The sequence below is a fragment of the Conexibacter arvalis genome, from assembly GCF_014199525.1.
Taxonomy (GTDB): domain Bacteria; phylum Actinomycetota; class Thermoleophilia; order Solirubrobacterales; family Solirubrobacteraceae; genus Conexibacter; species Conexibacter arvalis.
Genome location: NZ_JACHNU010000002.1, coordinates 54,418 through 80,853, shown reverse-complemented (window position 1 = coordinate 80,853; position 26,436 = coordinate 54,418). Strand labels below are relative to the sequence as shown.

The 26,436-nt window shown below is 71.0% G+C and carries 24 protein-coding genes; 17 read left to right on the top strand and 7 right to left on the bottom strand.

What is annotated here, in order from left to right; translation table 11 throughout:
* Positions 1 to 97: 97 nt before the first annotated feature.
* Both BDZ31_RS08915 and BDZ31_RS24520 read right to left on the bottom strand, forming a co-directional pair.
* Positions 98 to 1,591, bottom strand: coding sequence for an FAD-dependent oxidoreductase (locus BDZ31_RS08915; RefSeq protein WP_221242958.1), 1,494 nt, complete (start codon positions 1,589 to 1,591; stop codon positions 98 to 100).
* Positions 1,588 to 1,758 carry a hypothetical protein gene (locus BDZ31_RS24520; RefSeq protein WP_221242957.1) on the bottom strand — a complete coding sequence of 57 codons (171 nt, stop codon included), beginning with the start codon at positions 1,756 to 1,758 and terminating at the stop codon, positions 1,588 to 1,590. Before BDZ31_RS24520 ends, BDZ31_RS08915 begins: the two co-directional genes overlap by 4 nt.
* An 85-nt stretch (positions 1,759 to 1,843) precedes the next feature.
* Between BDZ31_RS24520 and BDZ31_RS08910 the strand changes: the two genes are divergently transcribed.
* Positions 1,844 to 3,145: an RsbRD N-terminal domain-containing protein gene (locus tag BDZ31_RS08910; RefSeq protein WP_183341236.1), complete on the top strand. Its 1,302-nt coding sequence runs from the start codon at positions 1,844 to 1,846 to the stop codon at positions 3,143 to 3,145.
* Here BDZ31_RS08910 and BDZ31_RS08905 read toward each other — a convergent pair.
* Positions 3,121 to 4,833 (bottom strand): FAD-dependent oxidoreductase, encoded by a 1,713-nt coding sequence (locus tag BDZ31_RS08905; protein WP_183341234.1) that lies wholly within the window; start codon positions 4,831 to 4,833, stop codon positions 3,121 to 3,123. The two genes, BDZ31_RS08910 and BDZ31_RS08905, sit on opposite strands and share 25 nt — an antisense overlap.
* A gap of 169 nt (positions 4,834 to 5,002) precedes the next feature.
* Between BDZ31_RS08905 and aceB the strand changes: the two genes are divergently transcribed.
* On the top strand, positions 5,003 to 6,568 hold the full coding sequence (aceB, locus tag BDZ31_RS08900) for a malate synthase A (RefSeq protein ID WP_183341231.1): 1,566 nt from the start codon (positions 5,003 to 5,005) through the stop codon (positions 6,566 to 6,568).
* Positions 6,569 to 6,642: 74 nt separating this feature from the next.
* Entirely contained in the window at positions 6,643 to 7,146 is a 504-nt protein-coding gene (locus BDZ31_RS08895; protein WP_183341230.1) for a YciE/YciF ferroxidase family protein, read from the top strand.
* Positions 7,147 to 7,216: 70 nt separating this feature from the next.
* On the opposite strand, the gene BDZ31_RS08890 is transcribed toward BDZ31_RS08895, so the two are convergent.
* Positions 7,217 to 7,648, bottom strand: coding sequence for a MerR family transcriptional regulator (locus BDZ31_RS08890; RefSeq protein WP_183341228.1), 432 nt, complete (start codon positions 7,646 to 7,648; stop codon positions 7,217 to 7,219).
* A gap of 162 nt (positions 7,649 to 7,810) precedes the next feature.
* Between BDZ31_RS08890 and BDZ31_RS08885 the strand changes: the two genes are divergently transcribed.
* The 4 genes from BDZ31_RS08885 (at position 7,811) to BDZ31_RS08870 (ending at position 15,958) form a co-directional block, all read left to right on the top strand.
* Complete coding sequence (locus BDZ31_RS08885) at positions 7,811 to 9,307, top strand: SulP family inorganic anion transporter (protein ID WP_183341226.1); 1,497 nt, start codon at positions 7,811 to 7,813, stop codon at positions 9,305 to 9,307.
* A gap of 373 nt (positions 9,308 to 9,680) precedes the next feature.
* Positions 9,681 to 15,134 carry an RHS repeat protein gene (locus tag BDZ31_RS08880; RefSeq protein ID WP_183341224.1) on the top strand — a complete coding sequence of 1,818 codons (5,454 nt, stop codon included), beginning with the start codon at positions 9,681 to 9,683 and terminating at the stop codon, positions 15,132 to 15,134.
* A 356-nt stretch (positions 15,135 to 15,490) separates the two neighbouring features.
* Entirely contained in the window at positions 15,491 to 15,640 is a 150-nt protein-coding gene (locus tag BDZ31_RS08875; protein ID WP_183341222.1) for an RHS repeat-associated core domain-containing protein, read from the top strand.
* 18 nt (positions 15,641 to 15,658) lie between these two features.
* Positions 15,659 to 15,958, top strand: a complete 300-nt coding sequence (locus tag BDZ31_RS08870) for a hypothetical protein (RefSeq protein WP_183341220.1) — start codon at positions 15,659 to 15,661, stop codon at positions 15,956 to 15,958.
* Between the two features lie 90 nt (positions 15,959 to 16,048).
* On the opposite strand, the gene BDZ31_RS24515 is transcribed toward BDZ31_RS08870, so the two are convergent.
* Positions 16,049 to 16,297: a hypothetical protein gene (locus tag BDZ31_RS24515; protein ID WP_221242955.1), complete on the bottom strand. Its 249-nt coding sequence runs from the start codon at positions 16,295 to 16,297 to the stop codon at positions 16,049 to 16,051.
* Positions 16,298 to 16,339: 42 nt separating this feature from the next.
* On the opposite strand from BDZ31_RS24515, the gene BDZ31_RS24510 reads away from it, so the two are divergent.
* The 7 genes from BDZ31_RS24510 (at position 16,340) to BDZ31_RS08835 (ending at position 20,019) form a co-directional block, all read left to right on the top strand.
* The gene (locus BDZ31_RS24510; RefSeq protein ID WP_221242954.1) at positions 16,340 to 16,678 is read left to right on the top strand and encodes a hypothetical protein; all 339 of its coding nucleotides are present in this window, start codon (positions 16,340 to 16,342) and stop codon (positions 16,676 to 16,678) included.
* 625 nt (positions 16,679 to 17,303) lie between these two features.
* Complete coding sequence (locus BDZ31_RS08860) at positions 17,304 to 17,780, top strand: RHS repeat domain-containing protein (protein ID WP_221242953.1); 477 nt, start codon at positions 17,304 to 17,306, stop codon at positions 17,778 to 17,780.
* 29 nt (positions 17,781 to 17,809) lie between these two features.
* Positions 17,810 to 18,094, top strand: a complete 285-nt coding sequence (locus tag BDZ31_RS08855) for a hypothetical protein (protein WP_183341215.1) — start codon at positions 17,810 to 17,812, stop codon at positions 18,092 to 18,094.
* Positions 18,095 to 18,354: 260 nt separating this feature from the next.
* Complete coding sequence (locus tag BDZ31_RS08850; protein ID WP_183341213.1) at positions 18,355 to 18,708, top strand: hypothetical protein; 354 nt, start codon at positions 18,355 to 18,357, stop codon at positions 18,706 to 18,708.
* The gene (locus tag BDZ31_RS08845) at positions 18,683 to 18,919 is read left to right on the top strand and encodes a hypothetical protein (RefSeq protein ID WP_183341211.1); all 237 of its coding nucleotides are present in this window, start codon (positions 18,683 to 18,685) and stop codon (positions 18,917 to 18,919) included. The genes BDZ31_RS08850 and BDZ31_RS08845 overlap by 26 nt, the downstream gene beginning before the upstream one ends.
* Before the next feature lie 148 nt (positions 18,920 to 19,067).
* Positions 19,068 to 19,247 (top strand): hypothetical protein, encoded by a 180-nt coding sequence (locus BDZ31_RS08840; protein WP_183341209.1) that lies wholly within the window; start codon positions 19,068 to 19,070, stop codon positions 19,245 to 19,247.
* A gap of 142 nt (positions 19,248 to 19,389) precedes the next feature.
* Positions 19,390 to 20,019 carry a class I SAM-dependent methyltransferase gene (locus BDZ31_RS08835; RefSeq protein WP_183341207.1) on the top strand — a complete coding sequence of 210 codons (630 nt, stop codon included), beginning with the start codon at positions 19,390 to 19,392 and terminating at the stop codon, positions 20,017 to 20,019.
* 37 nt (positions 20,020 to 20,056) lie between these two features.
* Here BDZ31_RS08835 and tal read toward each other — a convergent pair whose 3' ends face one another.
* Positions 20,057 to 21,163 carry a transaldolase gene (gene tal / locus BDZ31_RS08830; protein WP_183341205.1) on the bottom strand — a complete coding sequence of 369 codons (1,107 nt, stop codon included), beginning with the start codon at positions 21,161 to 21,163 and terminating at the stop codon, positions 20,057 to 20,059.
* A gap of 28 nt (positions 21,164 to 21,191) precedes the next feature.
* Entirely contained in the window at positions 21,192 to 23,228 is a 2,037-nt protein-coding gene (tkt, locus tag BDZ31_RS08825; protein ID WP_183341203.1) for a transketolase, read from the bottom strand.
* 140 nt (positions 23,229 to 23,368) lie between these two features.
* On the opposite strand from tkt, the gene BDZ31_RS08820 reads away from it, so the two are divergent.
* The 3 genes from BDZ31_RS08820 (at position 23,369) to BDZ31_RS08810 (ending at position 26,297) form a co-directional block, all read left to right on the top strand.
* Positions 23,369 to 24,190 (top strand): L,D-transpeptidase, encoded by an 822-nt coding sequence (locus tag BDZ31_RS08820; RefSeq protein ID WP_183341201.1) that lies wholly within the window; start codon positions 23,369 to 23,371, stop codon positions 24,188 to 24,190.
* 101 nt (positions 24,191 to 24,291) lie between these two features.
* Positions 24,292 to 24,933 carry a putative glycolipid-binding domain-containing protein gene (locus BDZ31_RS08815; protein WP_343075554.1) on the top strand — a complete coding sequence of 214 codons (642 nt, stop codon included), beginning with the start codon at positions 24,292 to 24,294 and terminating at the stop codon, positions 24,931 to 24,933.
* Positions 24,934 to 25,049: 116 nt separating this feature from the next.
* Positions 25,050 to 26,297: an SfnB family sulfur acquisition oxidoreductase gene (locus BDZ31_RS08810; protein ID WP_183341199.1), complete on the top strand. Its 1,248-nt coding sequence runs from the start codon at positions 25,050 to 25,052 to the stop codon at positions 26,295 to 26,297.
* The last annotated feature ends 139 nt before the right edge of the window (positions 26,298 to 26,436 follow it).

The following is a 26,436-nucleotide window of genomic DNA, read 5'->3' as shown; positions in this document are numbered from 1 at the left end:
ACGCCACGTCGAACGGGAGCAGGCGGCCGAAAGAGGCAGGCGCCCGCCGCGGGCGCCGCGACCCCGGAGGTGGCGGTGAGCTCGCCGGCGAGCCGCGTCACCCCGCCGGCGCCGGGGCGGACGGCGGCGTCGCCTCCTCCGCGGACGGCGCCCCGACCAGCTGGAAGTCGGCGGCGTCGGCATGCGCGACCGCGCGGACGTACTCGAGCATGAAGCCCGGCCAGTTGCCGACGACGCGGCCGTCGCCGTCCTTGCGGTACCAGCTCTGGCACCGGGTCCAGACCGAGCCGTCGAGGCGCGTCTGGACGGCCTCGGTCGAGGCGCGCTCGACCTCCGGCCGCACCGACAGCGCGCCGCCGCCGGCGCGCGCCAGCAGCGCGAGCGCGCTGACGACGTAGCCGGCTTGCGCCTCGATCATCGCGACGATCGAGCCGACGCCGAGGTTGGTGTTCGGCCCGTACATCAGGAACAGGTTGGGGAAGCCGGCGACGGTGATCCCCAGGTGGGCGCGGGCGCCGTCGCGCCACGCCGCCTGCAGCTCGCCGCCGCCGGCGCCGTGGACGCGCAGCGGCACGACCGGCTCGTCGGCGTGGAAGCCGGTGCCCCAGACGATCGCGTCGACCGGCCGGTGGACGCCGTCGGCGGTGCGCACCCCGTCGGCGTCGATCCGCTCGACCCGCTCGGTCACGACCTCGACGTTCGGCCGCTGCAGCGCCGGCAGGTAGGTCGAGCTGAAGAGGATCCGCTTGCAGCCGAACTCGTGTCTGGGCCAGACCTTGCGGCGCACCTCGCGGTCGCGCAGCTGCAGGCGCATGAAGCCGGCCGACCAGAGGCGGAAGGCCGCCTTCAGCGGCGGCAGCTTCGTGTAGCCAAGGATGAACGTCTCCATCACGCCCCACATCCCGTAGCGGCGCAACCGCTGCAGCCCCGGGACGCGTCGGATCGCCGTTCGCACCGCGGCCGGGTAGGCCGGGTTGCGGCGCGGCAGCAGGTACGGCGCGGTGCGCTGGTAGAGGTCGACGCGCGCCGCCTGCTGCGCCAGCACCGGCACGAACTGGATCGCGCTCGCGCCGGTGCCGATCACCGCGACCCGTCTGCCGCGCAGGTCGACGTCGTGGTCCCAGCGGGCCGAGTGGAAGGCCGGCCCGGCGAACGCGTCGGCGCCGGGGATGTCGGGATAGGCGGGGCGGTTGAGCTGGCCGCAGGCGAGCACGAGCGCGTCGGCGACGTGCCGCTCGCCGGCGGCAGTCGTGAGCGTCCACGACAGCGCCCGCTCGTCCCAGTGCGCCTCGGCGATCTCGCAGCCGAAGCGGATCCGCGCCAGGATCCCGTCGCGCTCGGCGACCTCGCGCAGGTAACGCTGGATCTCCGCCTGCGGTGAGCACGGACGCGACCAGTCGCGCCGCTGCGCCCACGAGAACGAGTAGAGGTAGGAGGGGACGTCGCAGGCGGCGCCCGGATAGGTGTTGTCGTTCCAGACGCCGCCGAGGTCGTCGGAGCGCTCGAAGATCGTGTACTCGTGGCCGGCCAGCCGCAGTCGGTGGGCGCACTCGATGCCGCTGAAGCCCGCGCCGACGATCGCGACCCTCACGACGCCGCCTCGCAGGTCCGGACGCGGATCGCGCCGCCCCCGTCGAGGGTTCGGCGGCGGATGAGCCCGCTCGCCTGGTCGAACGCGGCGGGCGGGAGCCCGATCCGGCGGGAGGGGCCGGTCGGCTCCGGCGCGGGCCGCGGCGCTGCGGAGACGGTGGTCGACATGGTCTCCGATCGTCACCGCCCGGCACGGCGCGGCCGTGTGCGAAGCGCACATCCGGCCCGTCGCGGCGGGGTACCATCGCACGCCGTGACCCCCGGGGCGTGGAGGGAGCTCGCGGCAGAGCTCGCCGACGACGGCGACCGCGTCGGCCTGCTCGCGAACGCCGTGACCGACCGGATCCTCGCGACGCTGCCGCTCGGCGCCGACGAGGAGATCGCGGATGCGACCCGCCACAGCGTCGCGGACAACATCTGGCTGTTCACGTCGATGGTCGCCGCCGGCATCGCGCCCGAGCGCGCCGCGCCGCGGACGATGGCGGAGGAGTGGGTCCGCCTGCTCGCGCGCCGCGGCATCGGCGCCGAGACGGTCGCCGCCTCCTACCGGCTGGCGCTGGGCGGCTTCTGGGAGGCGTGGACCGAGCTGCTGCGCGACCGCGCCGACCCGCACGAGCTGGCCGACGAGCTCGACCGCTCGATCCGCTACATGCTCGCGTGGGTCGACGTCCTCTCCGAGCGGGTCGTCGAGCTGCACGAGCAGGAGCGCCGCGCCTGGGCGCGCAGCGGCGAGGCGGTGCGGGCCGACACGATCCGCGACCTGCTCGACGGCGCCCCGGTCGACCTGCGGCTGGCCGAGAGCCGGCTCGGCTACCCGCTCGCACGGACCCACCGCTGCGTCGTCGGGTGGTGCGAGGCCGGCGGGGAGCAGCAGCCCGATCACGGCCGGCTCGCCGCCGACGTCGCGGCCGCGCTCGGCGCGCGGCGGTCGGTCAGCTTCGCGGTCGACCGCGAGACGGTCGCGGTGTGGGCGATCGAGGCGGAGGAGGGGAGCGGCGCCGGAGCGGGCGGCGGGCGCGGATCGGGTGGCGGGCGCGGGCCGCGCGGCGGCGCGACCGGCGATCCGCTCGCCGCGGTCGCCGCCGACGGCGTCTCGATCGCGGTCGGGCGCGCGCACGCCGGGCTCGACGGCTTCCGCTGGGCCCACCGCGAGGCGATGCACGCCCGCCGCGTCGCGCTGCTGGAGCGCCGGCCTCCGGGCGCGGTCGTCCGCTACGAGCAGGTCGCGCTGCAGGCGCTCGCGAGCGCCGATCCCGAGCACGCCCGCCGCTTCGTCGCCTGGCAGCTCGGCCCGCTCGCCGGCGGCGACCCCGCCTCGCGCGTGCTTGCAGAGACGGTCCGCTCCTACCTGCTGCACGAGTCGAACCTGCGCGCCGCCGCGGCCGACCTCGGGATCCACCACAACACGGTCGCCAACCGGCTGCGGCGGGCCTCCGAGCTGCTCGGCGGCCCGCTCGCCGGGCGCGGCGCCGAGCTGCTGATGGCGCTCGCGCTGCTCGACGCGACGCGCGACGGCGCCGCACGGACCCGTCAGGCGGCCGACGGCACCTCCTGAGGGACCGGCTCGGGCTCGCCGCCGGCGGTGCGGCCGGGGATCGGGAGCGAGCCGAGCGGGACGACGTCGGACGCGCCCGGGGCGGCCGGGACCGTGCTCATCGCCCGCTCGGCCATCGCCGCGATCGTCAGCGACGGGTTGACGCCGACGTTGGCCGGCACCGCCGCGCCGTCGCAGACGAGCAGGTTCTCGTAGCCGAAGACGCGGTGGTCGCGGTCGACGACGCCCTCCTCCGGCGTCGCGCCGATCGCCGCGCCGCCAAGGATGTGGGCGGTCGTCGGGATTCCGAACAGCGCCTCCGGCACCGACGAGCCCGGCGCGCCGCCGGTCTCGCGCGCCAGCCACTCGGCGAAGGCGTTGGCGACCGGGATGAAGGTCGGGTTCGGTCTCTCCGGGTCCTGCCGGGTCTGCATCCGCACGCCGCCGCCCCGCCGGCGGCGGAAGGTCAGCTCCATCGAGCTGTCGAGCGTCTGCATCACGAGCACGACGATCGAGCGCTGGCCCCATCTCGGCTTGAAGACCAGCTCGGCGACCCAGCCGGGATGGCGGACCACCTGGCGCAGCCATTTGAGCGGCCGCGTGAGCCGGTTGCCGCCGCCGGTGAGGACGGTGAAGAGGCCGCGGATCGCGCCGCCGCCGGCCCCGTAGGTGACCGTCTCGACGTGGGTGTGCGGGTCGGGGTAGATCGACGAGGTGATCGCGACCCGCCTGGAGATCGCCTCCGCGCGGCCCTCCGGCACCGTCACGACCAGCACGGCCTCGCTGTTGGTGCGGATCAGCTTGCCGAGCCGCCGCGACAGCCGCGGCAGCGAGCCGTCGAAGCGGGCGCGCGCGAGCAGCTCGTTGGTGCCCAGCGCGCCGCCGGCGAGCACGACGCCGCCGGCGCGGATCGTGCGGGCGGTGCGGTCGGAGCGGCCGGTGCGGCGGTGGGTGACGAGCCAGCCGTCGCTCCCGTCCGCGGCACCGAGCGGCCGCAGGCCGATCGCCTCGCGGCCGGCCTCGATCCGCGCGCCCCAGCGCTGCGCGAAGTGGAGGTAGTTCTTGTCGGTCGAGTTCTTCGAGCCGTGGCGGCAGCCGAGCATGCAGCGCCCCTCGTGCTGGCAGCCCATGCGGTGCGGCCCGTCGCCGCCGAAGTAGGGGTCGGCGACCTCTCTGCCGGGGTTCTCGAGGTAGGCCCCGACGCGCGCCTTGCGGTAGGTGTGGCCGACGCCGATCTCCTCGCCGTAGCGCTTCAGCAGCTGGTCGGCCGGGTCGTCGCCGGTCACGTCGGTGACGCCGAGCATCCGCTGCGCGGTCTCGAAGTGCGGCGCCAGCTCGGCCTCCCAGTCGCCGAGGGACTCCCACTGCGCGTCGTGGAAGAACGCTCTCGGCGGGACGTAGAGCGTCATCGCGTAGACGAGGCTGCCACCGCCGACGCCGGCGCCGCTCATCACCAGCGCGTCCTTGAAGAACGACAGCCGGAACAGCCCGCGCAGCCCGAGTCGGGGCGCGTACAGGTAGCGGCGCAGGTCCCACGAGCTGGACGGCATCTCGCTCGCGTCGCGGAACTGCTCGCCGCGCTCCAGCACGAGCACCGACCAGCCCTTCTCCGCCAGCCGCATCGCGCTGACGCTGCCGCCGAAGCCCGATCCGATCACGACCCAGTCGACGTCGAGCGCCGGCCGCCGGTCCGTCACGTTCTCTCCCATGGCGTGCAGCCTCTCCGGCGGCGGGGCGCCGGCGCTGTGCGGACGACACCGCCGCGGCGACCGCGGCCGTGCGCCGCGCACAGGCGCGCCCTCACCGCATCGGGCGTCCGCCGCGCGCGGACCCGGCGGCTCGCGTCCGGCGGCCCGCCGGATTATGGTGGTTGGCGAGATGTCGAGGGCAACCGCCTCACCGGTCCGCCCGCCGCGCGACGAGCGCGACGCCGAGCTGCTGTCGGCCGACGCGCTCGCGTTCCTCGCCGAGCTGCACGGCCGCTTCGGCGCCCGCCGCGACGCGCTGCTGGCGGCGCGGCGCGGGCGCCCGGCGCCGAGCGGCTTCCTGGCGGAGACGCGCGCGATCTGCGAGGACGACGACTGGCAGGTTCCGCCGCCGCGCCCCGACTACGCAGACCGGCGGGTGGAGATCACCGGCCCGACCGACCGGAAGCTGGTCGTCAACGCGCTCAACTCCGGCGCGCGCGGCTTCATGGCCGACTTCGAGGACGCGACGACGCCGCGCTGGGACCTGCTGCTCGACGGCCAGCTCAACCTGACCGAGGCGATCGCCGGCACGCTCGTCCACGAGGAGCCCGACGGGCGTCGCTACGAGCTCGGCGAGCGGACGGCGACGCTGCTGGTGCGGCCGCGCGGCTGGCACCTGCCGGAGGGGAACCTGCTCGTCGGCGGGGAGCCGATCGCCGGCGCGCTGTTCGACGTCGGCCTCCACCTGCTGCGCAACGCGCGGGCGCTGCTGGAGCGCGGCTCGGCGCCGTACCTCTACCTGCCGAAGCTCGAGCACCACGACGAGGCGGCGCTGTGGCACGACGTGCTGAGCTGGATCGAGCAGGCGCTCGACCTCCCGCACGGCGCCGTGCGCCCGACGGTCCTGATCGAGACGCTGCCGGCGGCCTTCCAGATGGAGGAGATCCTGTTCGCGCTGCGGGAGCGCTCCTACGGCCTCAACGCCGGCCGCTGGGACTACATCTTCTCGGCGATCAAGAGCTTCCGCGACCGGCCCGAGATGGTCCTGCCCGACCGCGTCGACGTGAAGATGACCGTCCCGTTCATGCGCGCCTACACCGACCTGCTCGTCGCGACCTGCCACCGCCGCGGCGCCTTCGCGATGGGCGGGATGGCGGCGCTGGTGCCGTCGCGCGGCGACGAGGAGGCGACCGCGCGCGCCGTCGAGGCGGTCCGCGCCGACAAGCGGCGCGAGGCCGGCGACGGCTTCGACGGCACATGGGTCGCCCACCCGGCGGTCGTCGTGGTCGCGCAGGAGGCGTTCGACGCCGTGCTCGGCGAGCGGCCCAACCAGATCGACCGCCGCCGCGACGACGTGACCGCCGACGCCGGCGCGCTGCTCGACCTTCCGGCGACGCCGGGCGCCGTCACCGAGCGCGGCGTGCGCGGCGCCTGCCGCGTCGCCTACCTCTACCTGTCGTCGTGGCTGAGCGGCCGCGGCGCGGTCGCGATCGACGGCCTGATGGAGGACGCCGCGACCGCCGAGATCTGCCGCGCGCAGCTGTGGCAGTGGATCCGCCACGGCACGCGGCTCGACGACGGCCGCGTCGTCACGCACGAGCTGGTGACCGCGCTGCTCGACGAGGAGATCGCGCGCACCGGGGTCGACGACTCCCGTGCGCGCGACTTGCTCGAGCTGGTCGCGCTCGGCGACGAGCTGCCGGAGTTCCTGACGCTCGTCGCCTACGACGGGCTCGGCTCCGCGCCGCCTCCGTGACGGCGGCATCGCACGTTTCCGTGGGCAGGCGGCGGGTAGCGGAGCCGGCACCCCCGCAATGGAAGGAGCGAGCGATGTTCGAGCACTTGAACACGCCCGAGGAGGCCTACAACTACAAGCTCGGCGCGACGTTGAAGATGGAGAACAAGGTTCTCGACATCCTCGACGACAACATCGAGCACGCCCAGGACGAGCGCGTCAAGGCGCTGTTCCGCCATCATCAGGACGAGACCCGCAGACATGTCGCGAACATCGAGCAGGCGTTCAGACTGATGGGCTGGGAGATCGACGACTCGCCCTGCCCGGCGATCGAGGGGCTCGAGAAGGAGGCGAAGGCGAACGTCAGAAAGAGCGACGACGCGCTCGTCGACTCGGTCCTGCTGCAGGGCGCCGTCGAGGTCGAGCACCACGAGATCGGCGTCTACGAGAACCTGATCCTCAACGCCAGAGCGATGGGCCGCGAGGACGTGGCCGCGCTGCTGAGACAGAACATCGACGAGGAGATGCACACGCTCGAGGAGGTCCGTTCGCTGGAAGCCCAGCTCGTCGGCGCGACCGCTGGGCAGCCGCTGCACTGACACGGCGAGGCGCCGCGGCGGAGCGGAGCGGCGCTCCGCTCCGTCCCGCCGCGTCGCGCCCGACGTCGCCTCAGCCGCCCGCCAGCGCGCGCAGCTGCGCGGCGAACCGCTCGCCGTTGGCGAGCTTGGCGCGGAGGTCGTCGCAGCGGGCGGCGGCGAGAGCGGCGAAGTCGGCGATCGCGGCGCGGGCGGCGGCGCGCTCGGCGGCCGGCGCGGCGTCGTCGCCGAGGAGGTCGTGGGCGGCGAGCAGCTCGCGCATCTGCTCGACGGTGAAGCCGAGCGGCTTCATCTGCTTGATCAGCAGCAGGCGCTCGATCTGCTCCTCGGTGTAGAGGCGGAAGCCGCCCTCGGAGCGGGCCGCGGGGATGACGAGGCCCTCCTCCTCGTAGAAGCGGACGGTGCGCAGCGAGAGGGCCACACGCTCGGCAACCTCGCCGATCTGCAGCATCCGCTCGGAGCGGTCGGCCGGCGCGGCGGCGGAGTGCTCGGCGGGGGAGGGCATCGCGAGCGACAGCGTATCGGGCCGGAGGTGCCGTCCCCTCGCGCGCACTCTGTGCGCGACCTCACAGATCAGACCGTTATCCCTACCCTCACGTTCGGGTAGGGTTGCTCGCCGTCGGGCGTGAGGTTCCGGCAGACCCACCGAGCCCCCGGAGCGCCGCCCATGCCCGCCATCGCCCTGCCCGCACGTCCCCGCCTGAGACGCCCGCGCCTGCCCGCCGGCGGCGTGCTGCGGACCGAGCTGCTGTCCGGCCTCGTCGTCGCGCTGGCGCTGATCCCCGAGGCGATCTCGTTCTCGATCATCGCCGGCGTCGACCCGAGGGTCGGCCTCTACGCGTCGTTCACGATGGCGGTGACGATCGCGATCGCCGGCGGCCGGCCGGCGATGATCTCGGCGGCGACCGGGGCGATGGCGCTCGTCGTCGTCTCGCTCGTCGAGCAGCACGGGGTCGAGTACCTGCTCGCGGCCGGCATCCTCGCAGGCATCTTCCAGGTCGTGCTCGGCGCGCTCGGCGTCGCGAAGCTGATGCGGTTCGTGCCGCGGTCGGTGATGACCGGCTTCGTCAACGCGCTCGCGATCCTGATCTTCCTCGCGCAGGTGCCGCACCTGACCGACGGCGGCCTCGCCGGCTGGCTGCTGGTCGCCGCCGGCCTCGCGATCATCCTGCTCGTCCCGCGCGCGACGAGAGCGGTCCCGGCGCCGCTGGTCGCGATCGTCGTGCTGACGGTCGTCGTCGTCGCCTTCGGGCTCGACGTCAACGACGTCGGCGACGAGGGCGAGCTGCCGAGCGCGCTGCCGGTGCTCGGGCTGCCGTCGGTGCCGTTCGAGCTGGAGACGCTGCGGATCGTCGCGCCGTACGCGCTGACGCTCGCCGCCGTCGGCCTGCTGGAGTCGCTGATGACCGCGAAGCTGGTCGACGACATCACCGAGACGCGCTCGAACAAGGACAGGGAGGCGCGCGGGCAGGGGATCGCGAACGTCGTCACCGGCTTCTTCGGCGGCATGCCGGGCTGCGCGATGATCGGGCAGACGATGATCAACGTCCGCGCCGGCGGCGCCCGCACGCGGCTGTCGACCTTCTGCGCCGGCCTCTTCCTGCTGATCCTCGTCGTCGGCCTCGGCGACGTCGTCGCGACGATCCCGATGGGGGCGCTCGTCGCGGTGATGATCCTCGTCTCGATCTCGACCTTCGACTGGCACAGCGTCGCGCCGGCGACGCTGCGCCGGCTGCCGCGCGGCGAGACGGTCGTGATGCTGCTGACCGTCGCCGGCACCGTCGCGACCCACAACCTCGCGATCGGCGTCGCGCTCGGCGTGCTCGCGTCGATGGTCCTCTTCGCCCGCCGCGCCGCCCGGCTGGTCGCGGTCGAGCGGGTGGTCGACCCCGACGGGACGACCGCGATCTACTCCGTCAGCGGCGAGCTGTTCTTCGCCTCCGACCAGGACCTGATCGACGCCTTCCAGTACGCCGACGATCCCGCGCGGATCGTGATCGACCTCTCGCGCGCCCACCTGTGGGACTCCTCCGCGGTCGCCGCGCTCGACGCCGTCGAGGGCCACTACGCCCGCCACGGCGCGACGGTCGAGATCACCGGCCTCGACCGCGGCAGCGAGCAGCTGCGCCGCGACCTCTCCGGCCAGCTCGCCGGGGTGGAGTAGCGCGCGTCTCGCGGTGGTCGTCGTCATGGCGCCGTGCCCCGTGCCGGTCAACGACGCGGCAGCTCGTCGCTGTCAGGGCAGCGAGACGCTTCCGGCTGAGAAGTACGCGCCGGCGAGCATCGCCCCTTTAGTTGTTTCTTGACGCGCTCGCGAGTGGTGCGTAGGGTCTCGGCGCGTTGACGCTCGTGGGAGCCAGCCACGGGGCGACGGGGATCGGGGAGGGGCTGTGTCCGTTCGCGTTGTTGCGGTTGGGTTGGCTTTGCTGCTCGGATTTGCGGCATCGTCGGTGGAGGCGGCGACGCCGTTTGAGCGACCTGAGCGAGCGGTCCGGGAGTTCGTCGGGAGACGAACGCCGACGACACGGACATGGCAGATGCCCTCCGGTCAGCATGTGACGCAGGTCGCGGCCGGTCCGGTGCAATGGAGGGATCGCAACGGTCGCTGGCACGAGTTCTCGCTCGATCTTCGTCCGGGTGATGGTGTGTGGCGCGCCAGGGCCGGTCGAGCGGCGGTCGAACTTCCGACCGTGCTTGGCATGGCGGGCGCCGGGATCACGCTGTCGAACCGCGATGGCGACGAACTGGGCATGCTCTTCGTCGGAAGACCGACGCAAGCGCAGGTTTTCGGATCGGAAGCGACCTATCGCGAGGTGGCCGATGGTGTGGACCTGAGGCTGCAGGTGGTCCCTGAGGGTTTGAAGGAGGACATCGTCCTGGCGGGGCCGCACGCGGATCGGCGTTTGGCGTTTCGGATCACCGCTCCTGGACTCACCGTCGATCAGCGCCGCGGCATGCTGCGCTTTCGGCGGGGCGAGCGCACGGCGTTCGCGATTCCGCGGCCGGTGCTGATCGACGCGAACGGGGCGATGACGGCGGACAACGGCTTCCAGCTGCGGCAGGTCGCGCCGGGGGAGTGGGAGCTGACCGTTGTGCTCGACGATGCGTGGCTCAAGGAGATGGGGCGGGCGTGGCCGGTGGCGGTCGATCCGACCGCCAATGTGCTCGTGTTGGATGCGGTGGACGACTGCCAGTGGTTCTGGTCGCCCTTGGACGACCCGTCGCCGGTGTGCAACGTTGGTCCGGAGCGGTTCGTCGGGCAGACCGCGGCGCTCGACAGCAGCGGGCTTGTTCAGATCGGCATGCCGAGACTCTCGTTCGGGCCCTCATTGACGCTTGTGCCGACGGACACGATCGAGAGCGCGACGCTGCGGCTTCACCGGCTCGACAGTCAGCTCGTTGATCCGGCGGGGTCGATAACGAGAGCATGGAGCCATGACGTCCTCGTGCTGCCGGCTCTGACGAGATACGACATGGGTGTGAACTACAGAGGCGTCAGAGGCGCGCCGATCGCTCCGGGCACTGCAGGGCCGGTGGAGAGCGATGTGACCGAGCTTGCGCGCCAGTGGCAGCTGAACGAACTGACCGGTGGCACTGAGGGGATCGCGAATGAGGGTTTCCGGTTCGTTCACAACGAACATGTGCGGTTCAGAACCTGCACGCAGATACTCAACACCTGCGACTGGACCAGATTCGCCTCCGCGCAGCATCCCGACCCGGAGCTGCGCCCTGTGCTCGAGGTTCGGAGCTGGCCGGCAGCACCGGCTGGCAGTGCGGTGATCTCGCCTAGAGAGGGTGAGTTGACGGGCCGGTTCATGAGATTGCAGGCGCGGGCCTTGCATTCGTCGGTGACTGACGTGCAGTTCCAGTACGTCGCGGGTTCGGGTAGAAGATGGCAGGACATCCCTTTGAGCGCGTTGCGCAGTACCGCGCGCGAGCCGCTGGCGAGCACGGTGATCCCGGTGAGCGGGCCGACCGGTGACCGCCGCTCGCAGATGGTGGTGTGGGATCTGTCGGCGACGCCGGACGGCGACATCGACGGTCCCGTGCATGTGCGCGCGTATCTCAACAGCCCGTGGTTCGGTCAGGGCGGCATGACCGATGATGTCGGTTTCCGGCTTGACCGGAACGGCATTGCGAGAACGGCGAGCACGGATCTCGGACCCGGTGAGCTGGATCTCGTCAGCGGCGAGTTCTCGCTGACCGAGACGGATGCGACGCACCGGGCGTTCTTGCAGGACTTGACCTTGTCGCGCACCTACAGCTCTCGCGGTGTGTCAAGACGCAACTACGACATGTTCGGGCCTGGTTGGGAGGCCAACATCGATCCGGATGGCGGCGAGCTCCCGTACAAGAACATCTACAACTTCAGCAAGATCGAGGACGAGGTCGTCGAGCGTCAGGAGTTCAGACTCGGCGACTTCGACTGGGAGAACTTCCTGAACGGTTTCCTCGAATGCGTGATTCTCGCCGAGGATGAAGACGCCGCGAACGCCTGCTTGGCGATGAGAGGGTCGATCGACTACAGCGTCGAGACGATTTCCGAGATCAAGAGATGGGAGTATCGGTACGCCGTGCTCGAGCTCGGCGACGGCCGCAAGACGACGTTCACGCAGACCGTCGATCCCAACGGCCAGGTGACGGGTTGGGTGCCGGCCGACGACATCCCCGGCTACAGACTGGAGTACGCGAGAACAGAGACGGCGGGCATCTTCGAGTTCGTGCTCACCGAGCCGGGTGGCGGCGTCGCCCGGTTCCGGTCGGAGATCGCGAACTCGCCGAACCACCGAATCCAGTCGTACCGGCAGCCGGGGAGCCCCTCTGCGTTGAGCTACACGTATGAGGCGAGCGGCGGTCGGCAGCGGCTCAAGCGGGTGACGGCACCGACTCCGACCGGCGGCACTGCGCATTGGATGGAGCTCAGCTGGAGCGATATCGGCGCAGGAACGTGGCGCGTGACGTCGGTGAGCGTCGGCTCGGGTGCTTCGGCGGGGACCACGGTCGCGCAGTACGCCTACAACGCGAACAAGCGGCTTGCGAGAGCTTGGGATCCGCGCATCAGCCCTGCGCTCGTCACCGAGTACGCGTATGACACGAGAGGGCTGCTGAACCAGGTCGGGCCGCCCGGCGAGGAGGAGTGGCGACTCGCCTACACGCAGCACGCCGGAGATGTCGGGCCACGGTTGGAGTCCATGAGCCGCGACCATCCGAATGGTGGGACCGCTGTGAACACCGTGCGGTACGGCGTGCCGCTGAGCGGGAGTGGCGCACCGTACGACATGAGCCCGGCCGAGACCGCCCGCTGGGGACAGGTCGACGATCTGCCGTGGGACGCCGTCGCGATCTTCCCCGCCGATGACGTCCCGACCGGCTCGACGCCTGACTACGGAAGAGCGACGATCCACTACCTCGATCTGGACGGGCGCGAGGTCAACGTTGCCGAGCCCGGCGGGCACATCTCGACCGTCGAGCATGATGCCAACGGGAACGTGATCCGGCTGTTGACCGCAGAGAACCGTGTCCGCGCGCTTGCCGCCGGTGCCGCGAGCGCCAACGTCGCCAACGATTTGTCGACGGTCAACCTGTATTCGCCGGATGGCGTCGATCTCGTCGCGACCTACGAGCCGCGGACGGAGATCGAGCTGGCAAGCGGCAGAGTCGTGACGGGTCGCCGTGTCACGACCACGCACTACGATCAGGGAGCTCCCGCCGGCGGCCCATACCACCTGCCGACCAGCAAGTGGCGCGCGGTCGAGATAAGTCCCGGGTACCGGGCAGACCAGCGGGAGATGGTCCGCTACAGCTACGACGCGCCGACCGATGGCGTCGGCGGCATGAGCGGGTGGAGAGCGCGCACCGCGACCCGGACGACGGTCGACCCCGGCGGTAGAAGACTCGTCTCCCAGCAGTTCCTGCACCCCGACTACCCCATCGTCGAGGAGACTCGCACACCGCGCGGCGCCGACGGCGGAGCGCGGCCAGAGGTGCGCTACCGCCGCTACGCGAACATCGGCAGTAGACGAGTCCCGGCCGGCGTCCAATCGCTCTGGGGATGCGGCAGAGGGGCGCCCAGCGGCTTTCTCTGCCTTGAAGCAGACAACACGTACAGAAGCCCAATAATCGATGGCGCAAAGGGCAAGCTTCCGCGAACGTACACCTACAACGTCCTCGGTCTCCCGACGGAAATTGCCGATTACTTCGATCCTGGTCTCGCGCCACGTACCGCATCGACAACGTACGACACGGCCGGGCGGGTGACGAGAACGTCGGTGGCCGGCGGGCAGGGCACCGCGGTGCCAGAGACGACGGTGACCTACAGCTCGACGACCGGCCGCGAGACCGGTGTGAGCGCGCCGGGCCGCGGCACGATCGCGCGCGTCTTCGACTCCAACGGACGCCTGCAGCAGTACACCGACGCGAGTGGGTTGGTCACCAGATCGACCTACGATCTGCGCGGACGGGTCAGGTCGACGGTCGAGGACGACTCGCGGACGACCACGTATGGCTATGACGATCGCGACAATCTCGTGAGCGTCACCGACCCAGACGCCGGCGGAGCGATCACGGCCGCGTACGATGCCGACGGTCAGCTGATCCGCGAGAGCTTGCCGAACGGCATCGAAGGCTTCTTCGGCTATGACGTCGCCGGATATCCGAGCACGCTGCGCTGGGAGAAGATGGTCGGCTGTACCAGAGACTGCGTCTGGGTCCGCAGCGATATCACGGCCCGCGATGCCGACGGCAAGATCACCGGCCACGAGACCACGGGGTCTAGACAGACCTATCGCTACGACACGGCGGGCCGCCTCGAACGCGTCGACGACATCCGAGCTGTCGATCAGCGCTGCGTGCGCGAACAGTATGCCTACGACGTCGAGTACAACCGCACCAGCCGCGACGAGACCGTCGGCACCCCGAGTGCAGCATGCGGCACGGGCGCCACCACGTCGCGCTCATGGACGCACGACAACGCGAACCGCATTACGAACATGGGGTGGAGACACGACGCGTACGGGCGCGCAACCGATGTCCCCGCGCCCGACTCCGGTGGCAGAGGTGCGCTGAGAGCCGTCTACTACGCTGATGACCTCGTGCGGCAACTGACGCTCGACGGGCGCTCCCACACCTACGATCGGGATCCTCTCGGGCGGACGTCTTCGGTCGTCTCGACCGGCGGTTCGATTCTCGCGCTGACTTCCAGACATCGCTACGCCGACGACTCAGATACGCCAGTGGCCACGACCCGCAGCGACAGCACCACCGCCCGCAACATCGGCGGCCCGAGCGGGCAGCTCGTCGCCATCAAGGACGGTGCGACGCTCGCCTTCCAGCTGCGCGATGTCCACGGCAGCATCGTCGCGACAGCTCCCGCTACCGGTTCGCCGGATGCGAGCACGAGCTACAACCCCTTCGGCGCTGTCGTCTCACCGACGCCGAACGTGGTCGACTGGGCCAAGGGCACTGCCGGCTACGGCTGGCTCGGCGCACACCAACGAACCAGCGAGTTCGAGCAGTTCGAGGGCGCCGCGCCGCCGATGGAGATGGGCGTCCGCGTCTACCTTCCCGCTGTCGGGCGTTTCCTGCAGGTCGACCCGGTCGAAGGCGGGTCAGCGAACGACTACGAGTACGCGCTGCAAGACCCGGTCAACTTGAACGACCTCGACGGCAAGCGGGGCCGACCTGCGTACTACAGACCGTGGTGCACGAGAGTCGGTAAGAAAACGAAATGCTCGTGGAGAGTGAAACGGCCGGATAGCAGCGGGTTTGGCGTCTTCCGAGTGGTCGGCTCGACCGTCCGGGCGATCAACCGGTGGGTCTATGCGAAGATCAATCCGTTCAATCCCCATTCGTCAGTGTCAAGGTGGGTCCACGACAACGCGCCGTCTCTCGGAGATCTGTTTGGCTGTGGCCTGAGCTTCAAGATCGGAAAGCGAGACTATGGACCGGACCTCTGCCAAGCGGGCTACGAGTGGAACCGCGCACATGGATGAGTCGGGATGAAAGCGACACGGCGTTTCTGGTTGTTCGCGATTCTGTCGTTGCTGTGGGCGGGCTTGCTTGTGCAGGCACTGTTTCCTCCGGATGGGGCCAAGACGGAGCTGCTGCACCTCGGGACGGTCTTCTGGGTAGTGGTTCAGGGAGCTCTGCTCTGGCTGGCGTATCGGGCGTGGCAGGACTGGCGATAGCCGCCGGTCCGGCCCGCACAAGCCGCGAACACGATCCCTTCGGCACGGTGCCTTTCCGACACCGAACGTGCTCGACTGGACCAAGGCACTGCCGGCTACGGCTGGCTCGGCGCACACCAGCGCTCCACCGAGTCGAACAGTTCGAAGGATCCGGCGCACCGATGGAGATGGGCGTCCGTGTCTACCTCCCGGCGGTCAGGCGTTTCCTGCAGGTCGATCCGGTCGAGGGCGGGTCTCCGAACGACTACGAGTATGGACCGGAGGACCCGGTCAACGTGAACGATCTCAGCGGCGCGATAGTGAACCCTTGAGCTAGCATTGAGCAAGCGGTGAAGAACTCGTGGATATTCAGAGCGCAGGACTCCATGAAGAAGGTGCTTAGACGATGCGTCGCCGGCACTGTATGGGGTGGCGTCATAGGCGCAGCGCTCGACGCGGGACGCCAGTTGTTGGCCAGAACGGACGCCCTCAAGCGAAACGCCCGCCGTATCCGTAAGATCGCGACCGTTTCCGGTCCCAACGCGGCACGGAAGCGCCAGCATTACCTGAAGCGCATGTTTCGGGACCTGAACGGCGTCATGAAGGCGGCCAGATCAATTTCGACATTCGGCGTTTTCACTCGTGTGTGACGGGAGGATGAACGATCGTGAATTCAGCGCGTTCTAAGTATCGTGCTCATCCTGCGTTTGTGTCGAGAGAGATGGGCGCGGGTGATCCGCTCACGCTTTTGCCGGAGCGTCTCGGCGTGCGATGGTGGAGTCGCAATCGCGCCGAACGGCACCGGCAGGAGGGGGGCGTTCTTCTCTTCGTTGCTGAGAACGTTTGGAGAGGAGTCCGGCGCGACGGTCTTCGCCGAATTCAGGAACGCAGACCACGCACAGGCGTTCGCCGCTCGTTGGCAGTTGTGTGCCGATGGTGACGAAGTCACCGGTGGTAGCACGGGCGAGATTGTTTGGGATCTCGCTCATGAAAGAGTTGACTGCGTAGAGATCCGGAGCTTCGACGGTCGCATGAGGCTTGAGCTGGAGACACCGTGGAATGGCGTGGCGGTGTGGCTCAATGCCGACGAGGAGGAGGCGTGGCGCCCGGGCCTTCAAGACGTTATCCGTATCGATGCCTCCGACGCTAACGCGGACGGACATCCGGTACGCGCCGTCATCTATGTCGCCTTGGGACACGCGACTTGGATCGTTCCGTCCCTTCTCGGAATCCTCACTATGATGGGTATGGATCGGCTTGGCTTGAGTCTGCTGATCGCGATCCCGCTGGGCTTTATGCTGATCGGCGCTCTGATCCTCGGTCCTCCCGTCACGGCGACGCGACGCGCAGTGGGGCGTTGGATGTCGTGAGGATGGACGAAACTCTCGTCCCTTCTGGTCGGGGCATGAATAGCCGCATGCCTCGAGGCCCGTGGAAGCCTGAGTGTTACGCCTGGCACGGGCGCCACCACGTCGCGCTCATGGACGCACGACAACGCGAACCGCATCACCAACATGGGGTGGAGACACGACGCGTACGGGCGCGCAACCGATGTCCCGGCACCCGACTCCGGCAGCAGAGGTGCGCTGAGAGCCGTCTACTACGCTGATGACCTCGTGCGGCAACTGACGCTCGACGGGCGCTCCCACACCTACGATCGGGATCCTCTCGGGCGGACCTCGTCGGTCGTCTCGACCGGTGGCTCGATTCTCGCGCTGACTTCCAGACATCGCTACGCCGACGACTCAGATACGCCAGTGGCCACGACCCGCAGCGACAGCACCACAGTCCGCAACATCGGCGGCCCGAGCGGGCAGCTCGTCGCGGTCAAGGACGGTGCGACGCTCGCGTTCCAGTTGCGCGACGTCCATGGCAGCATCGTCGCGACCGCTCCGCCCGTCGGTTCGCCGGGTGCGAGCACCAGCTACAACCCCTTCGGCGCTGTGATCTCGCCGGCTCCGAATGTGCTCGACTGGACCAAGGGCGTGGCCGGCTATGGGTGGCTCGGATCGCATCAGCACCACCGAGTTCGAGCAGTTCGAGGGCGCCGCGCCGCCGATGGAGATGGGTGTCCGCGTCTACCTCCCGGCTGTCGGGCGTTTCCTGCAGGTCGACCCGATCGACGGCGGGTCAGCGAACGACTACGAATACGCGCTGCAAGACCCGGTCAACTTGAACGACCTCGACGGCAGATGCGTCAAGGTGTTTGGAAAGAAACTGCCGTGCCCTGAAGTGGCCAAGAAGAGCATGCGGAAAGCAGGCAAAGCTGCGAGATGGATGGTGAGGAAGGGAAAACAGGCGTGGTCAGCCGGTAAGAGACTCGTCAAAGTCGCTCGTGGGGCGACTGGTATTAGCTGGGCAGCTTGCTTTGGGTGGAAGCTGAGCGCGGCAAGCCGCGAGAGCGTGCCGTCTGCGCGTCAGGTCGGAAGGATCGCAATGAGCTGTACACCGGTCGGGTTCGTATTGGAATGATCGAGACTGCGAGATCGACCCCTGCGTGGGTGCTCACGACGCTGTTCGTCGTGATCGGTGTAGGCGTAGGTGTGTGGACGACGCCCTGGGTCACCGTCGCGGCGTTCGTGATCTTCTCGGCGGTCGTGATCTGCCGGGGCATCGAGCCGGCGCACATCCTCGGGACGGTCGTCGGCGTCTCGGGGGCGGTGTTGCTCGTTGCGGATGTGCTTTCCGTCACGCAACCCTTCAAGGCAATGCTGGCGTCGCTTTTGCCAGTTGCGGTCTACTTTGCATGTGACCGCGATAGCGCGGCGCAGAATCCTCATGGATAAAGCGACGTCGCGGAAGTGTCTGTGATTAGGAGATGTGCGTCGCGGCGACCGCTTGGTCGTGCTCGGAAGTGATTCAGCGCGATAATGTGTCTATTGTTGTGCGGGTGGAAATTTCACTGGGTGTTCGTTGGAGTGGCGCTCTTGGTGGCTGCGGCCGGATCGTTCATCATCGCCGCTGTGCCGGCGAGGCACGGGGCCGTGCCGGCCGCAGCTTCGAAGTGACGATGTAGCCATGTTCACGTTCACCATCCTCGACTGAGATGGAGCGAAAGCGTCTCCGGCATTTCCGCGTCCATCCGGCAGAAGGCGTGCATCGGACCGATCCGGCGGGTCAGCATGGGGTCGACGAGCAGAGCCTCGGATTTCGATGGCTGCGGTTGAGCGAGCATGAGCAGGAGGCCGAGTTGCGCTTGACCCGGGTGCTGGTGCTCGAAGCGATCATGGCGCGGGCTCCCGAGGCATTTCGCACCGCAGGCGCACCCGCGCGCAATGATGCCGTCACGTCCTTTGCCGAACGTGACGAGCTCGACCTCACGCGCGACGGGACGATGGTTGTGCGGTGGACGGGGCGGCGGTCGGGGCGTCGCGTTGCTGACCGATCAGGAGGCCGATGAGATCGCGCGGCGCATCGCCACGTTCGCTATGCAGCGTGGTCCGGATGACTACGCGCGGAAGGCACCGGCCGTCGCGTTGGTGGCGACCGGCTGGGCAGTGCGTGTCGCGATCGTCGTCCTTGGACTGGTCCTGTGGACAGTGGCCGAAGCGCTTCCGGTCACAGTGCGGATTGCGTTGGTGGCTGTTGTCGTGATGGTCGCGGACCTCTGACGTGGCCGATCAACGAATGGGCGGTGGGGCGCTACCGTCGCGCGGGATCGGCGCGTGGGAGATGAAGCGATCCGGCATGGCAGGATGTGTCCGGCGCGTGGGGGTGGATGAAGGAGCTTTGCGGTCGATGACTCGGCTTGCGAGAGGGATGGCGAGATTCGACACAACGGTCGTGCGCGACGTGCCGCCGGTTGTCGTGGGGGGAGCCGTGGCGGTACTGGACGGCGTCGGAGGCATCCCGGGATTGGCGATCTTCGTCGCATCGCTCGGAATTTGCTATTTGCTGTGGATTCCCATTGCGGCGAAGCTGACCGAGCGCGGGGACTGAGCGACGAGTGCTCGGCACCGCGATACGGGTCGGCGCGAACGGTGCGGGGAAGTAGGAGTAGCGCGTCGTCCCGAGGCCACGCATCTTGCCAAGACGGCAAGCGCCCTTGCCGACCTGCGGCCCCGCTGCCACGCTGACGACCATGGATACGACCGAGATCGGGAACGAGCGGGCGCGGTGGTGGGAGGAGTTCTACCGCGAGGGGAGAGGCCGCTGGAGCGGCAAGGTCAACCGGTCGCTGGCCGCCGAGGTCGCCGGCCTGTGGCCCGGGACGGCGCTCGACCTCGGCTGCGGCCAGGGCGCCGACGCGATCTGGCTCGCGCAGCAGGGCTGGCGGGTGACCGCGGCCGACATCTCGTCGATCGCGCTGGAGCAGGCGGCGCGCGCGGCCGCGGCGGCCGGCCTGCCCGCCGACGCGATCCGCTGGGAGCGGCACGACCTCGCCCTCTCCTTCCCGGCCGGCCGCTTCGACCTCGTCGCGTCGACCTTCCTGCACTCGCCGGTCGAGCTGCCGCGCGACCGGATCCTGCGCGCTGCCGCCGACGCGGTCGCGCCCGGCGGCACGCTGCTGGTGATCGGCCACGCGCCGTCGGACGCGCATCCCCACGCCGACCTGCCGACGCTGGAGGAGGTCGTCGCCGAGCTCGACCTGCCGCGCGACGGCTGGCGGCTGCGCACCTGCGAGCTGCGCGAGGTCGAGCACGCCTTCCGCGACGAGGCGCCGACCAGACGGGTCGACACGATCGTGCGCGCCGAGCGCCTGGGGGAGTAGCCCGCGCACGCGGCCGCGGCCGCCCCTCCGCGGCCGCTCAGGCGGTCGCCGCGCGCTTGTCGGACAGCCCCTCCAGCAGCTCGTCGAAGGAGGCGGCGAACTTCTCGACGCCCTCGCGCTCGAGCGTGTCGGTGACGTCGTCGTAGTCGATGCCGGCGGCCGCCAGCTCGGCGAAGACGCGGCGCGCGCCGTCGAGCTCCAGCTCCAGCCGCGGCACCGCGCGGCCGTGGTCGCGGAAGGCGTCGAGCGTCTCCAGCGGCATCGTGTCGATCGTGTCGGGGCCGATCAGCTCCTCGACGTAGCGGGTGTCGCGGTAGGCGGGGTTCTTGACCGAGGTCGAGGCCCACAGCACCCGCTGCGGCGTCGCGCCCTTGTTCGTCAGGAACTCCCACCGCTCGCCGGTGAAGGCGGTGCGCCAGCGCTGGTAGGCGAGCCGCGCGTTGGCGATCGCCAGCTCGCCCTTCAGCCGCTCGGGGCCGCCGGCCTCCTCCAGGCGGCGGTCGGCCTCGGTGTCGATGCGGGAGACGAAGAAGCTCGCGACCGACGCGATCCGCGCCGGGTCGCCGCCGTCGGCGACGAGGCGCTCGAGCCCGCGCAGGTAGGAGACGACGACCTCGTCGTAGCGGCGCAGCGAGAAGATCAGCGTCACGTTGATCGAGATCCCGGCCGCCGTCGCGTCCTCGATCGCGGCGAGGCCGGGCTTCGTCGCCGGGATCTTCACCAGCACGTTCGGACGGTCGACCTCGTCGCGCAGCCGGCGCACCTCGCGGAAGGTCGCGAGCGTGTCGTAGGCGAGGCCGGGGTCGACCTCGATCGAGACGTAGCCGTCGCGGCCGGCGCTGCCGTCCCAGATCGGGCGGAAGAGGTCGCAGGCTTCGCGCACGTCGCGGGTCGCGAGCGCCCAGAACGCCTCCTTCGCGTCGGCGTCGCGCAGCTCGCGCAGCTGGTCGTCGTAGGCGTCGCCGGCGGCGATCGCCTTCTGGAAGATCGTCGGGTTGGAGGTCGCGCCGACGACGGCGTCCTGCTCGATCAGGCGGGCGATCGTGCCGTCGCGCAGCGCCGCGCGCGAGAGGAAGTCGATCCAGATGCTCTGGCCGAGCGCCGAGAGGCGGTGGAGCGGGGAGGAGGTCGTCGGCGCGGTCATGGCGGTCGCGGTCCTTTCGTCGGGCGCCTCATGCGACGCGGTCGAGCAGCGCGAGCGCCTCGGCCGCGATCCGCTCCTGCGTGAAGCCGAGCTCCTCCAGCACGCGGGTGCCGGGCGCCGAGGCGCCGAAGCGGTCGATGCCGAGCGAGGCGCCGCGGTCGCCGACCCAGCGCGACCAGCCGAGCGTCACGCCCGGCTCGACCGACAGCCGCGTCGGCACCGTCGGCGGCAGCACGGCGTCGCGGTAGGCGTCGTCCTGGGCCTCGAACAGCTCCCAGCAGGGCATCGAGACGACGCGTGCGCGGACGCCCGCGTCGGCGAGCGCTCTCGCCGCGTCCAAGGTCGGTCCGACCTCGGCGCCGGTCGCGATCAGGATCGCGTCGGGGTCGCCGTCGCCGGCCGGCTCCCACAGGACGTAGGCGCCCTGCGCGAGCCCGTCGGCCGCGGCGACCTTGTCGCGGTCGAGCGTCGGGATCCCCTGGCGCGAGAGCGCGAGCGCGACCGGGCCGTCGTCGCGCTCCAGCGCGACGCGCCAGGCGACGGCGGTCTCGTTCGCGTCGGCCGGCCGGATGAACCAGAGGTGCGGGATCGCCCGCAGCGCGGCGTAGTGCTCGACCGGCTGGTGGGTCGGGCCGTCCTCGCCGAGGCCGACGGAGTCGTGCGTGTAGGCCCACACGACCGGCAGGCGCGAGAGCGCGGAGAGCCGGACGCTGGCGCGCATGTAGTCGGAGAAGATCAGGAAGGTCGAGCCGTACGGCGAGAGGATCCCGCCGTGGGCGGCGGCGCCGTTGACGATCGCGCCCATGCCGTGCTCGCGGATCCCGAACGGGACGTTGCGGCCGGCGTGGACGCGCGCGAACTGGCCGCCGCCGACGAAGGTCGTGCGGGTCGACTCGACGAGGTCGGCGGCGCCGCCGATCATCGTCGGCGTGTACGGCGCGAGCGCCTGCATCACGGCGTTGCCGGCGGCGCGCGTCGCGAGCTTCTCGCCGGCCGGGAAGGTCGGCAGCGCCTCGCGCCAGCCGGGCTCGGGCTCGCCGGCGTGGGCGCGGTCCCACTCTGCGCGCATGTCGGGGTGCGCGGCGCTCCAGGCGTCGAAGCTCTCCTGCCACCGCGCCCGCTCGGCGGCGCCGCGCTCGCGCAGGTCCATGTGGCGGTAGACCGCCTCGTCGACGGCGAAGTGGGCGTCGGGGTCGAAGCCGAGCACCTCCTTGGTCGCGCGCACCTCCTCCTCGCCGAGCGCGGAGCCGTGGCTCTTGGCGGTGTCGACGGCGTTCGGCGCCGGATAGGCGATGTGCGAGCGGATCTTGACGAAGCTCGGCCGCTCCGTCTCCTCGCGCGCGGCGGCGAGCGCGGCGTGCAGCGCGTCGAGGTCCTCGGAGTCGTCGACCGAGAGGACGTGCCAGCCGAGCGCCTCGAACCGCTTCAGGTGGTCCTCGGCGTTGAACGACAGCTCGGTCGTGCCGTCGATCGTGATGCGGTTGTCGTCGTAGCAGAGGCAGAGCTTGCCGAGCCCGAGCTGGCCGGCGATCCCCGCGGCCTCCTGCGAGACGCCCTCCATCAGGTCGCCGTCGGAGCAGATCGCCCAGACGCGGTGGTCGAGCGGGCTCGGACCGCCGGGGCGGCCGTAGCGCTCCTGCAGGAAGCGCTCGGCGAGCGCCATCCCGACGGCGTTGCCGACGCCCTGGCCGAGCGGACCGGTGGTGACCTCGACGCCGGCGGTGTGGCCGCGCTCCGGGTGGCCGGGGGTGCGCGACCCCCACTGGCGGAACTGCCTCAGGTCGTCCAGCGACAGGTCGTAGCCGGTCAGGTGCAGCAGCGCGTACTGGAGGATCACCGCGTGGCCGGAGGAGAGCACGAAGCGGTCGCGGCCCGGCCACTCCGGCGCGGCGGGGTCGCAGCGCAGGAATCTGGTGAAGAGCGTGTAGCCGAGCGGCGCCAGCGCCATCGCCGTCCCGGGATGCCCCGAGTTCGCCTGTTGCACGCTGTCCATCGCGAGCGCCCGGATCGTGTCGATCGAGCGCCGCACGACCGCCTGGTCGACGTCGCTGCCGTCGCGCGTCATCTGCTGGCGATACCCGTTCGCGGTCGATGGAAACGAGCGGCGCGCCGGAAGCCGGTCGGGAGCCCGGGCGGGGATCGGGGAGGGGCGGCGCGGCGCTTTGCGCGACGATCAAGCGAGCACTCCCGACCGTGAGCAGATGGATGTCCCGAACTTCGACGACCGCGATCATCGCCGCGCGCGCCGCGGCGCTGCTGGCCCTCGCCGGCCTCCTCGCCGCGACCGCTTCGACCGCCGCGTCCGCGTCCGCGCCGGCCACCGGCGTGCCGGCCGCTCCCACCGCCGGCGCGTGGATCGCCGCCGCGCGCACCGACGCCCCGGTGAGGCCGATCCCACGCCGCGGCGCGACCGTGGCGAAGATCGTCGCGCCGGTGATGGCGCGGGCGGCGCCGGACGTGGGAGCGAGAGCGGTCTGGCGGGTGCCGACGGCGACCGGCTGGTCGCGGCAGGCGCAGGTGCTGCTGGTGCTGCGCAGCAAGCGCGACCAGGCGGGCCGCCGCTGGCTGAAGGTCGTGCTGCCGATCCGCCCGAACGGCACGAGGGGGTGGATCCGGGCCGACTACGTCCAGCTGCGGAGAACCCGGTACTGGATCGACGTGTCGACCGCCCGCCGCCTCGTCACCGTCCGCCGCGCCGGTCGCGTGGTGCGCCGCTTCCGCGCCGTCGTCGGCGCGCCCGGCACGCCGACGCCGCACGGCCTGTTCGCGATCTGGGAGCGCAACCGCCAGCCCGATCCGGGCGCCTTCCTCGGCCCGTGGGCGCTGTCGCTGACCGCGCTCTCCAACGTGCTGGAGAACTACGGCGGCGGACCGGGCCGCGTCGCGATCCACGGCCGCGCCGGCCTCAGCCTCAACGACCCGCTCGGCAGCGCGCGCTCCCACGGCTGCATCCGCGTCGCCAACGCCGACGTGAGCTGGCTCGCCCATCGGGTCCCGGCCGGCACGCCGGTCGCGATCCGCCGCTGAGCCGGTCGCGGGCGCCGGTGCGCTCGGCGCCGGCGCGCCGCGCCCGTGGGAGGCCGACGCCTGGCGCGGAGCGCGCCGGGCGGTTTGCGATGATCGCCGGCGTGATCCGGCGGATGGTGCTGTGGCGAGGGCTGGAGGAGTGGACCGCGGAGGCGGCGCGCGTCGAGATCGGCGACGACGGCCTGCGCGCGACCGGCACGCAGCTCGGCTCCCATCGGCTGCCGTACCGGCTCGACTACGCGCTCGACGCGACCGGGCCGGGCTTCGCCACCCGCCACCTGCGCGTCGCCGCCGCCGGCGAGAACTGGCGGCGCTCGATCGACCTGCTGCGCGACGAAACGGGTCGCTGGCACTGCAACGCCCAGCAGGAGGGCGAGGTCGCGCTCGCGGCGCCCGGGCTCGCCGCGGAGGCTGCGGCGGCCGGGCTGGCGGCGCCCGGCTTCACGGCCGAGGCGGCGGCCGCGCTGGGGCCGGAGGCGCTCGACTGCGACCTCGGCCTCTGCCCGCTGACCAACCTGATGCCGATCCGCCGCCACGCGCTCGACCGCGCGCGCGGCGCCCACGACTTCACGATGGCGTGGGTCTCGGTGCCAGACCTCGCCGTCCACGCCGACCGCCAGCGCTACGAGCACCTCGCCCCGGGCCGCGTCGCATTCAGCCAGCCGACCGGCTTCGCCGCCGAGCTCGAGCTCGACGACGACGGCCTCGTCGTCCACTACCCGCAAATCGCCGAGCGGGTCTGAGGCGACCGTCGAACCGCCACCAGGCCGGCGCGCGCCGCCGGCCGGCCGGCGACTGTCTGCGAACTTGCCTATATTGACCGGAATAGTCAAGTTGCCACGCAGGGAGCTTCTCTCACATGACTTCACCAACGGCGGACGCCGCGACCGCGGCGGACGGAACGGCGGCCGGCGCGACCGTCGCCCGCCTCGCCTCGGGCGATCGGGCGGTCGCGGCGGCGCATGCGGTCGCCGAGCAGGTGCGGGCCGGGGCGGTCGCGCGCGACCGCGAGCACGCGCTGCCGCACGCGGAGCTGGAGCTGCTGCGGCGCTCGGGGCTGCTCGCGCTGTCGGTCCCGGCCGAGCACGGCGGGGTCGGCGCCTCGCACGTCGTGATCGCCGAGGTCTTCCGGATCCTCGCCGCCGCCGATCCGGCCTTCGTGCAGATCGTCCAGCCGCACGTCGCCTTCGTCGACGCCGTGCGGCGCTTCGGGACGCCGGCGCAGCAGGCGTTCTTCTTCGGCGAGGCGGTCGCCGGCAGGCGGTTCGGCAACGCGCTGTCGGAGCGCGGCACCAAGCATGCGCGCGACTACCGCACGCGGCTGACGCGCGACCCGGCCGGCGGCTGGCGGCTCAACGGCGCCAAGTACTACTCGACCGGCGCGCTCGGGGCCGACTGGATCGCCGTCTTCGCGGCCAAGGACGACGGCGAGTTGGTCTTCGCCTACGTGCCCGGCGATGCGCCCGGGGTCGCCGTCGACCAGGACTGGACCGCCTTCGGCCAGCGCTCGACGCTGAGCGGCACGACGACGCTGGACGAGGTCCACGTCCCGGACGAGCACGTGCTCGACTACGGCCTCGCGCCGGCCGCGCCGAGGCCGACGATCTCCGGCGCCTTCCCGCAGCTGCAGCACGCGGCGATCGACGTCGGCATCGCGCGCGGGGCGCTGGAGGACGGCATCGCGTTCGTGCGCACGCGGGCGCGGCCGTGGCCCGACGCTGAGGTCGAGCGAGCCGCCGACGAGCAGGCGACCCAGCTCCACTACGGGCGGCTGACGACGCTCGTCCACGCCGCCGAGCAGCTGCTGCGGCGGGCCGCCGAGCTGATGGACGTCGCGCGCGACGAAGGCGGCGAGGCGGCTGTCACAGCCGCGCGGCTGGGGGTCGCGGAGGCGAAGGCGTTCGGCGGCGAGGTCGCGCTGGAGGTGGCGACCGCGATCTTCGAGTCGGCCGGCTCCAGCGGCGTCGACGCCAAGCACGGGCTCGACCGTCACTGGCGCAACGCGCGCACGCACACGCTGCACGACCCCAACCGCTGGAAGTACATCCACGTCGGCAACTTCGTGCTCAACGGCGTCGCTCCGTCGGCGACCAACCACGTGATCTGACGGGCGGCGGCGGGGCGGCGCCGTCCGGTGACTATTCCGATAAAAGCGATCAAGATTGTCGAGTTTGTGCTAGGGTGATCGCTCGTGCACTCACCGTGAGGGGTCGGACGGACCGGCGCCTCACCGTGAGTTGATCGAC

Bases quoted from the DNA above. Each gene is read 5' to 3' on its own strand.
- tal (WP_183341205.1), bottom strand. From the start codon at position 21,163: ATGACCGCGCCGACGACCTCCTCCCCGCTCCACCGCCTCTCGGCGCTC.
- aceB (WP_183341231.1), top strand. From the start codon at position 5,003: ATGTCGAGGGCAACCGCCTCACCGGTCCGCCCGCCGCGCGACGAGCGC.
- BDZ31_RS08860 (WP_221242953.1), top strand. From the start codon at position 17,304: ATGGGTGGCTCGGATCGCATCAGCACCACCGAGTTCGAGCAGTTCGAG.
- BDZ31_RS08875 (WP_183341222.1), top strand. From the start codon at position 15,491: ATGGAGATGGGCGTCCGTGTCTACCTCCCGGCGGTCAGGCGTTTCCTG.
- BDZ31_RS08835 (WP_183341207.1), top strand. From the start codon at position 19,390: ATGGATACGACCGAGATCGGGAACGAGCGGGCGCGGTGGTGGGAGGAG.
- BDZ31_RS24520 (WP_221242957.1), bottom strand. From the start codon at position 1,758: ATGTCGACCACCGTCTCCGCAGCGCCGCGGCCCGCGCCGGAGCCGACC.
- BDZ31_RS08885 (WP_183341226.1), top strand. From the start codon at position 7,811: ATGCCCGCCATCGCCCTGCCCGCACGTCCCCGCCTGAGACGCCCGCGC.
- BDZ31_RS24510 (WP_221242954.1), top strand. From the start codon at position 16,340: ATGAGGCTTGAGCTGGAGACACCGTGGAATGGCGTGGCGGTGTGGCTC.
- BDZ31_RS08905 (WP_183341234.1), bottom strand. From the start codon at position 4,833: ATGGGAGAGAACGTGACGGACCGGCGGCCGGCGCTCGACGTCGACTGG.
- BDZ31_RS08820 (WP_183341201.1), top strand. From the start codon at position 23,369: ATGTCCCGAACTTCGACGACCGCGATCATCGCCGCGCGCGCCGCGGCG.
- BDZ31_RS08840 (WP_183341209.1), top strand. From the start codon at position 19,068: ATGGCGAGATTCGACACAACGGTCGTGCGCGACGTGCCGCCGGTTGTC.
- BDZ31_RS08850 (WP_183341213.1), top strand. From the start codon at position 18,355: ATGGAGCGAAAGCGTCTCCGGCATTTCCGCGTCCATCCGGCAGAAGGC.
- tkt (WP_183341203.1), bottom strand. From the start codon at position 23,228: ATGACGCGCGACGGCAGCGACGTCGACCAGGCGGTCGTGCGGCGCTCG.
- BDZ31_RS08880 (WP_183341224.1), top strand. From the start codon at position 9,681: ATGCCCTCCGGTCAGCATGTGACGCAGGTCGCGGCCGGTCCGGTGCAA.
- BDZ31_RS08810 (WP_183341199.1), top strand. From the start codon at position 25,050: ATGACTTCACCAACGGCGGACGCCGCGACCGCGGCGGACGGAACGGCG.
- BDZ31_RS08895 (WP_183341230.1), top strand. From the start codon at position 6,643: ATGTTCGAGCACTTGAACACGCCCGAGGAGGCCTACAACTACAAGCTC.
- BDZ31_RS08890 (WP_183341228.1), bottom strand. From the start codon at position 7,648: ATGCCCTCCCCCGCCGAGCACTCCGCCGCCGCGCCGGCCGACCGCTCC.
- BDZ31_RS24515 (WP_221242955.1), bottom strand. From the start codon at position 16,297: ATGAGCGAGATCCCAAACAATCTCGCCCGTGCTACCACCGGTGACTTC.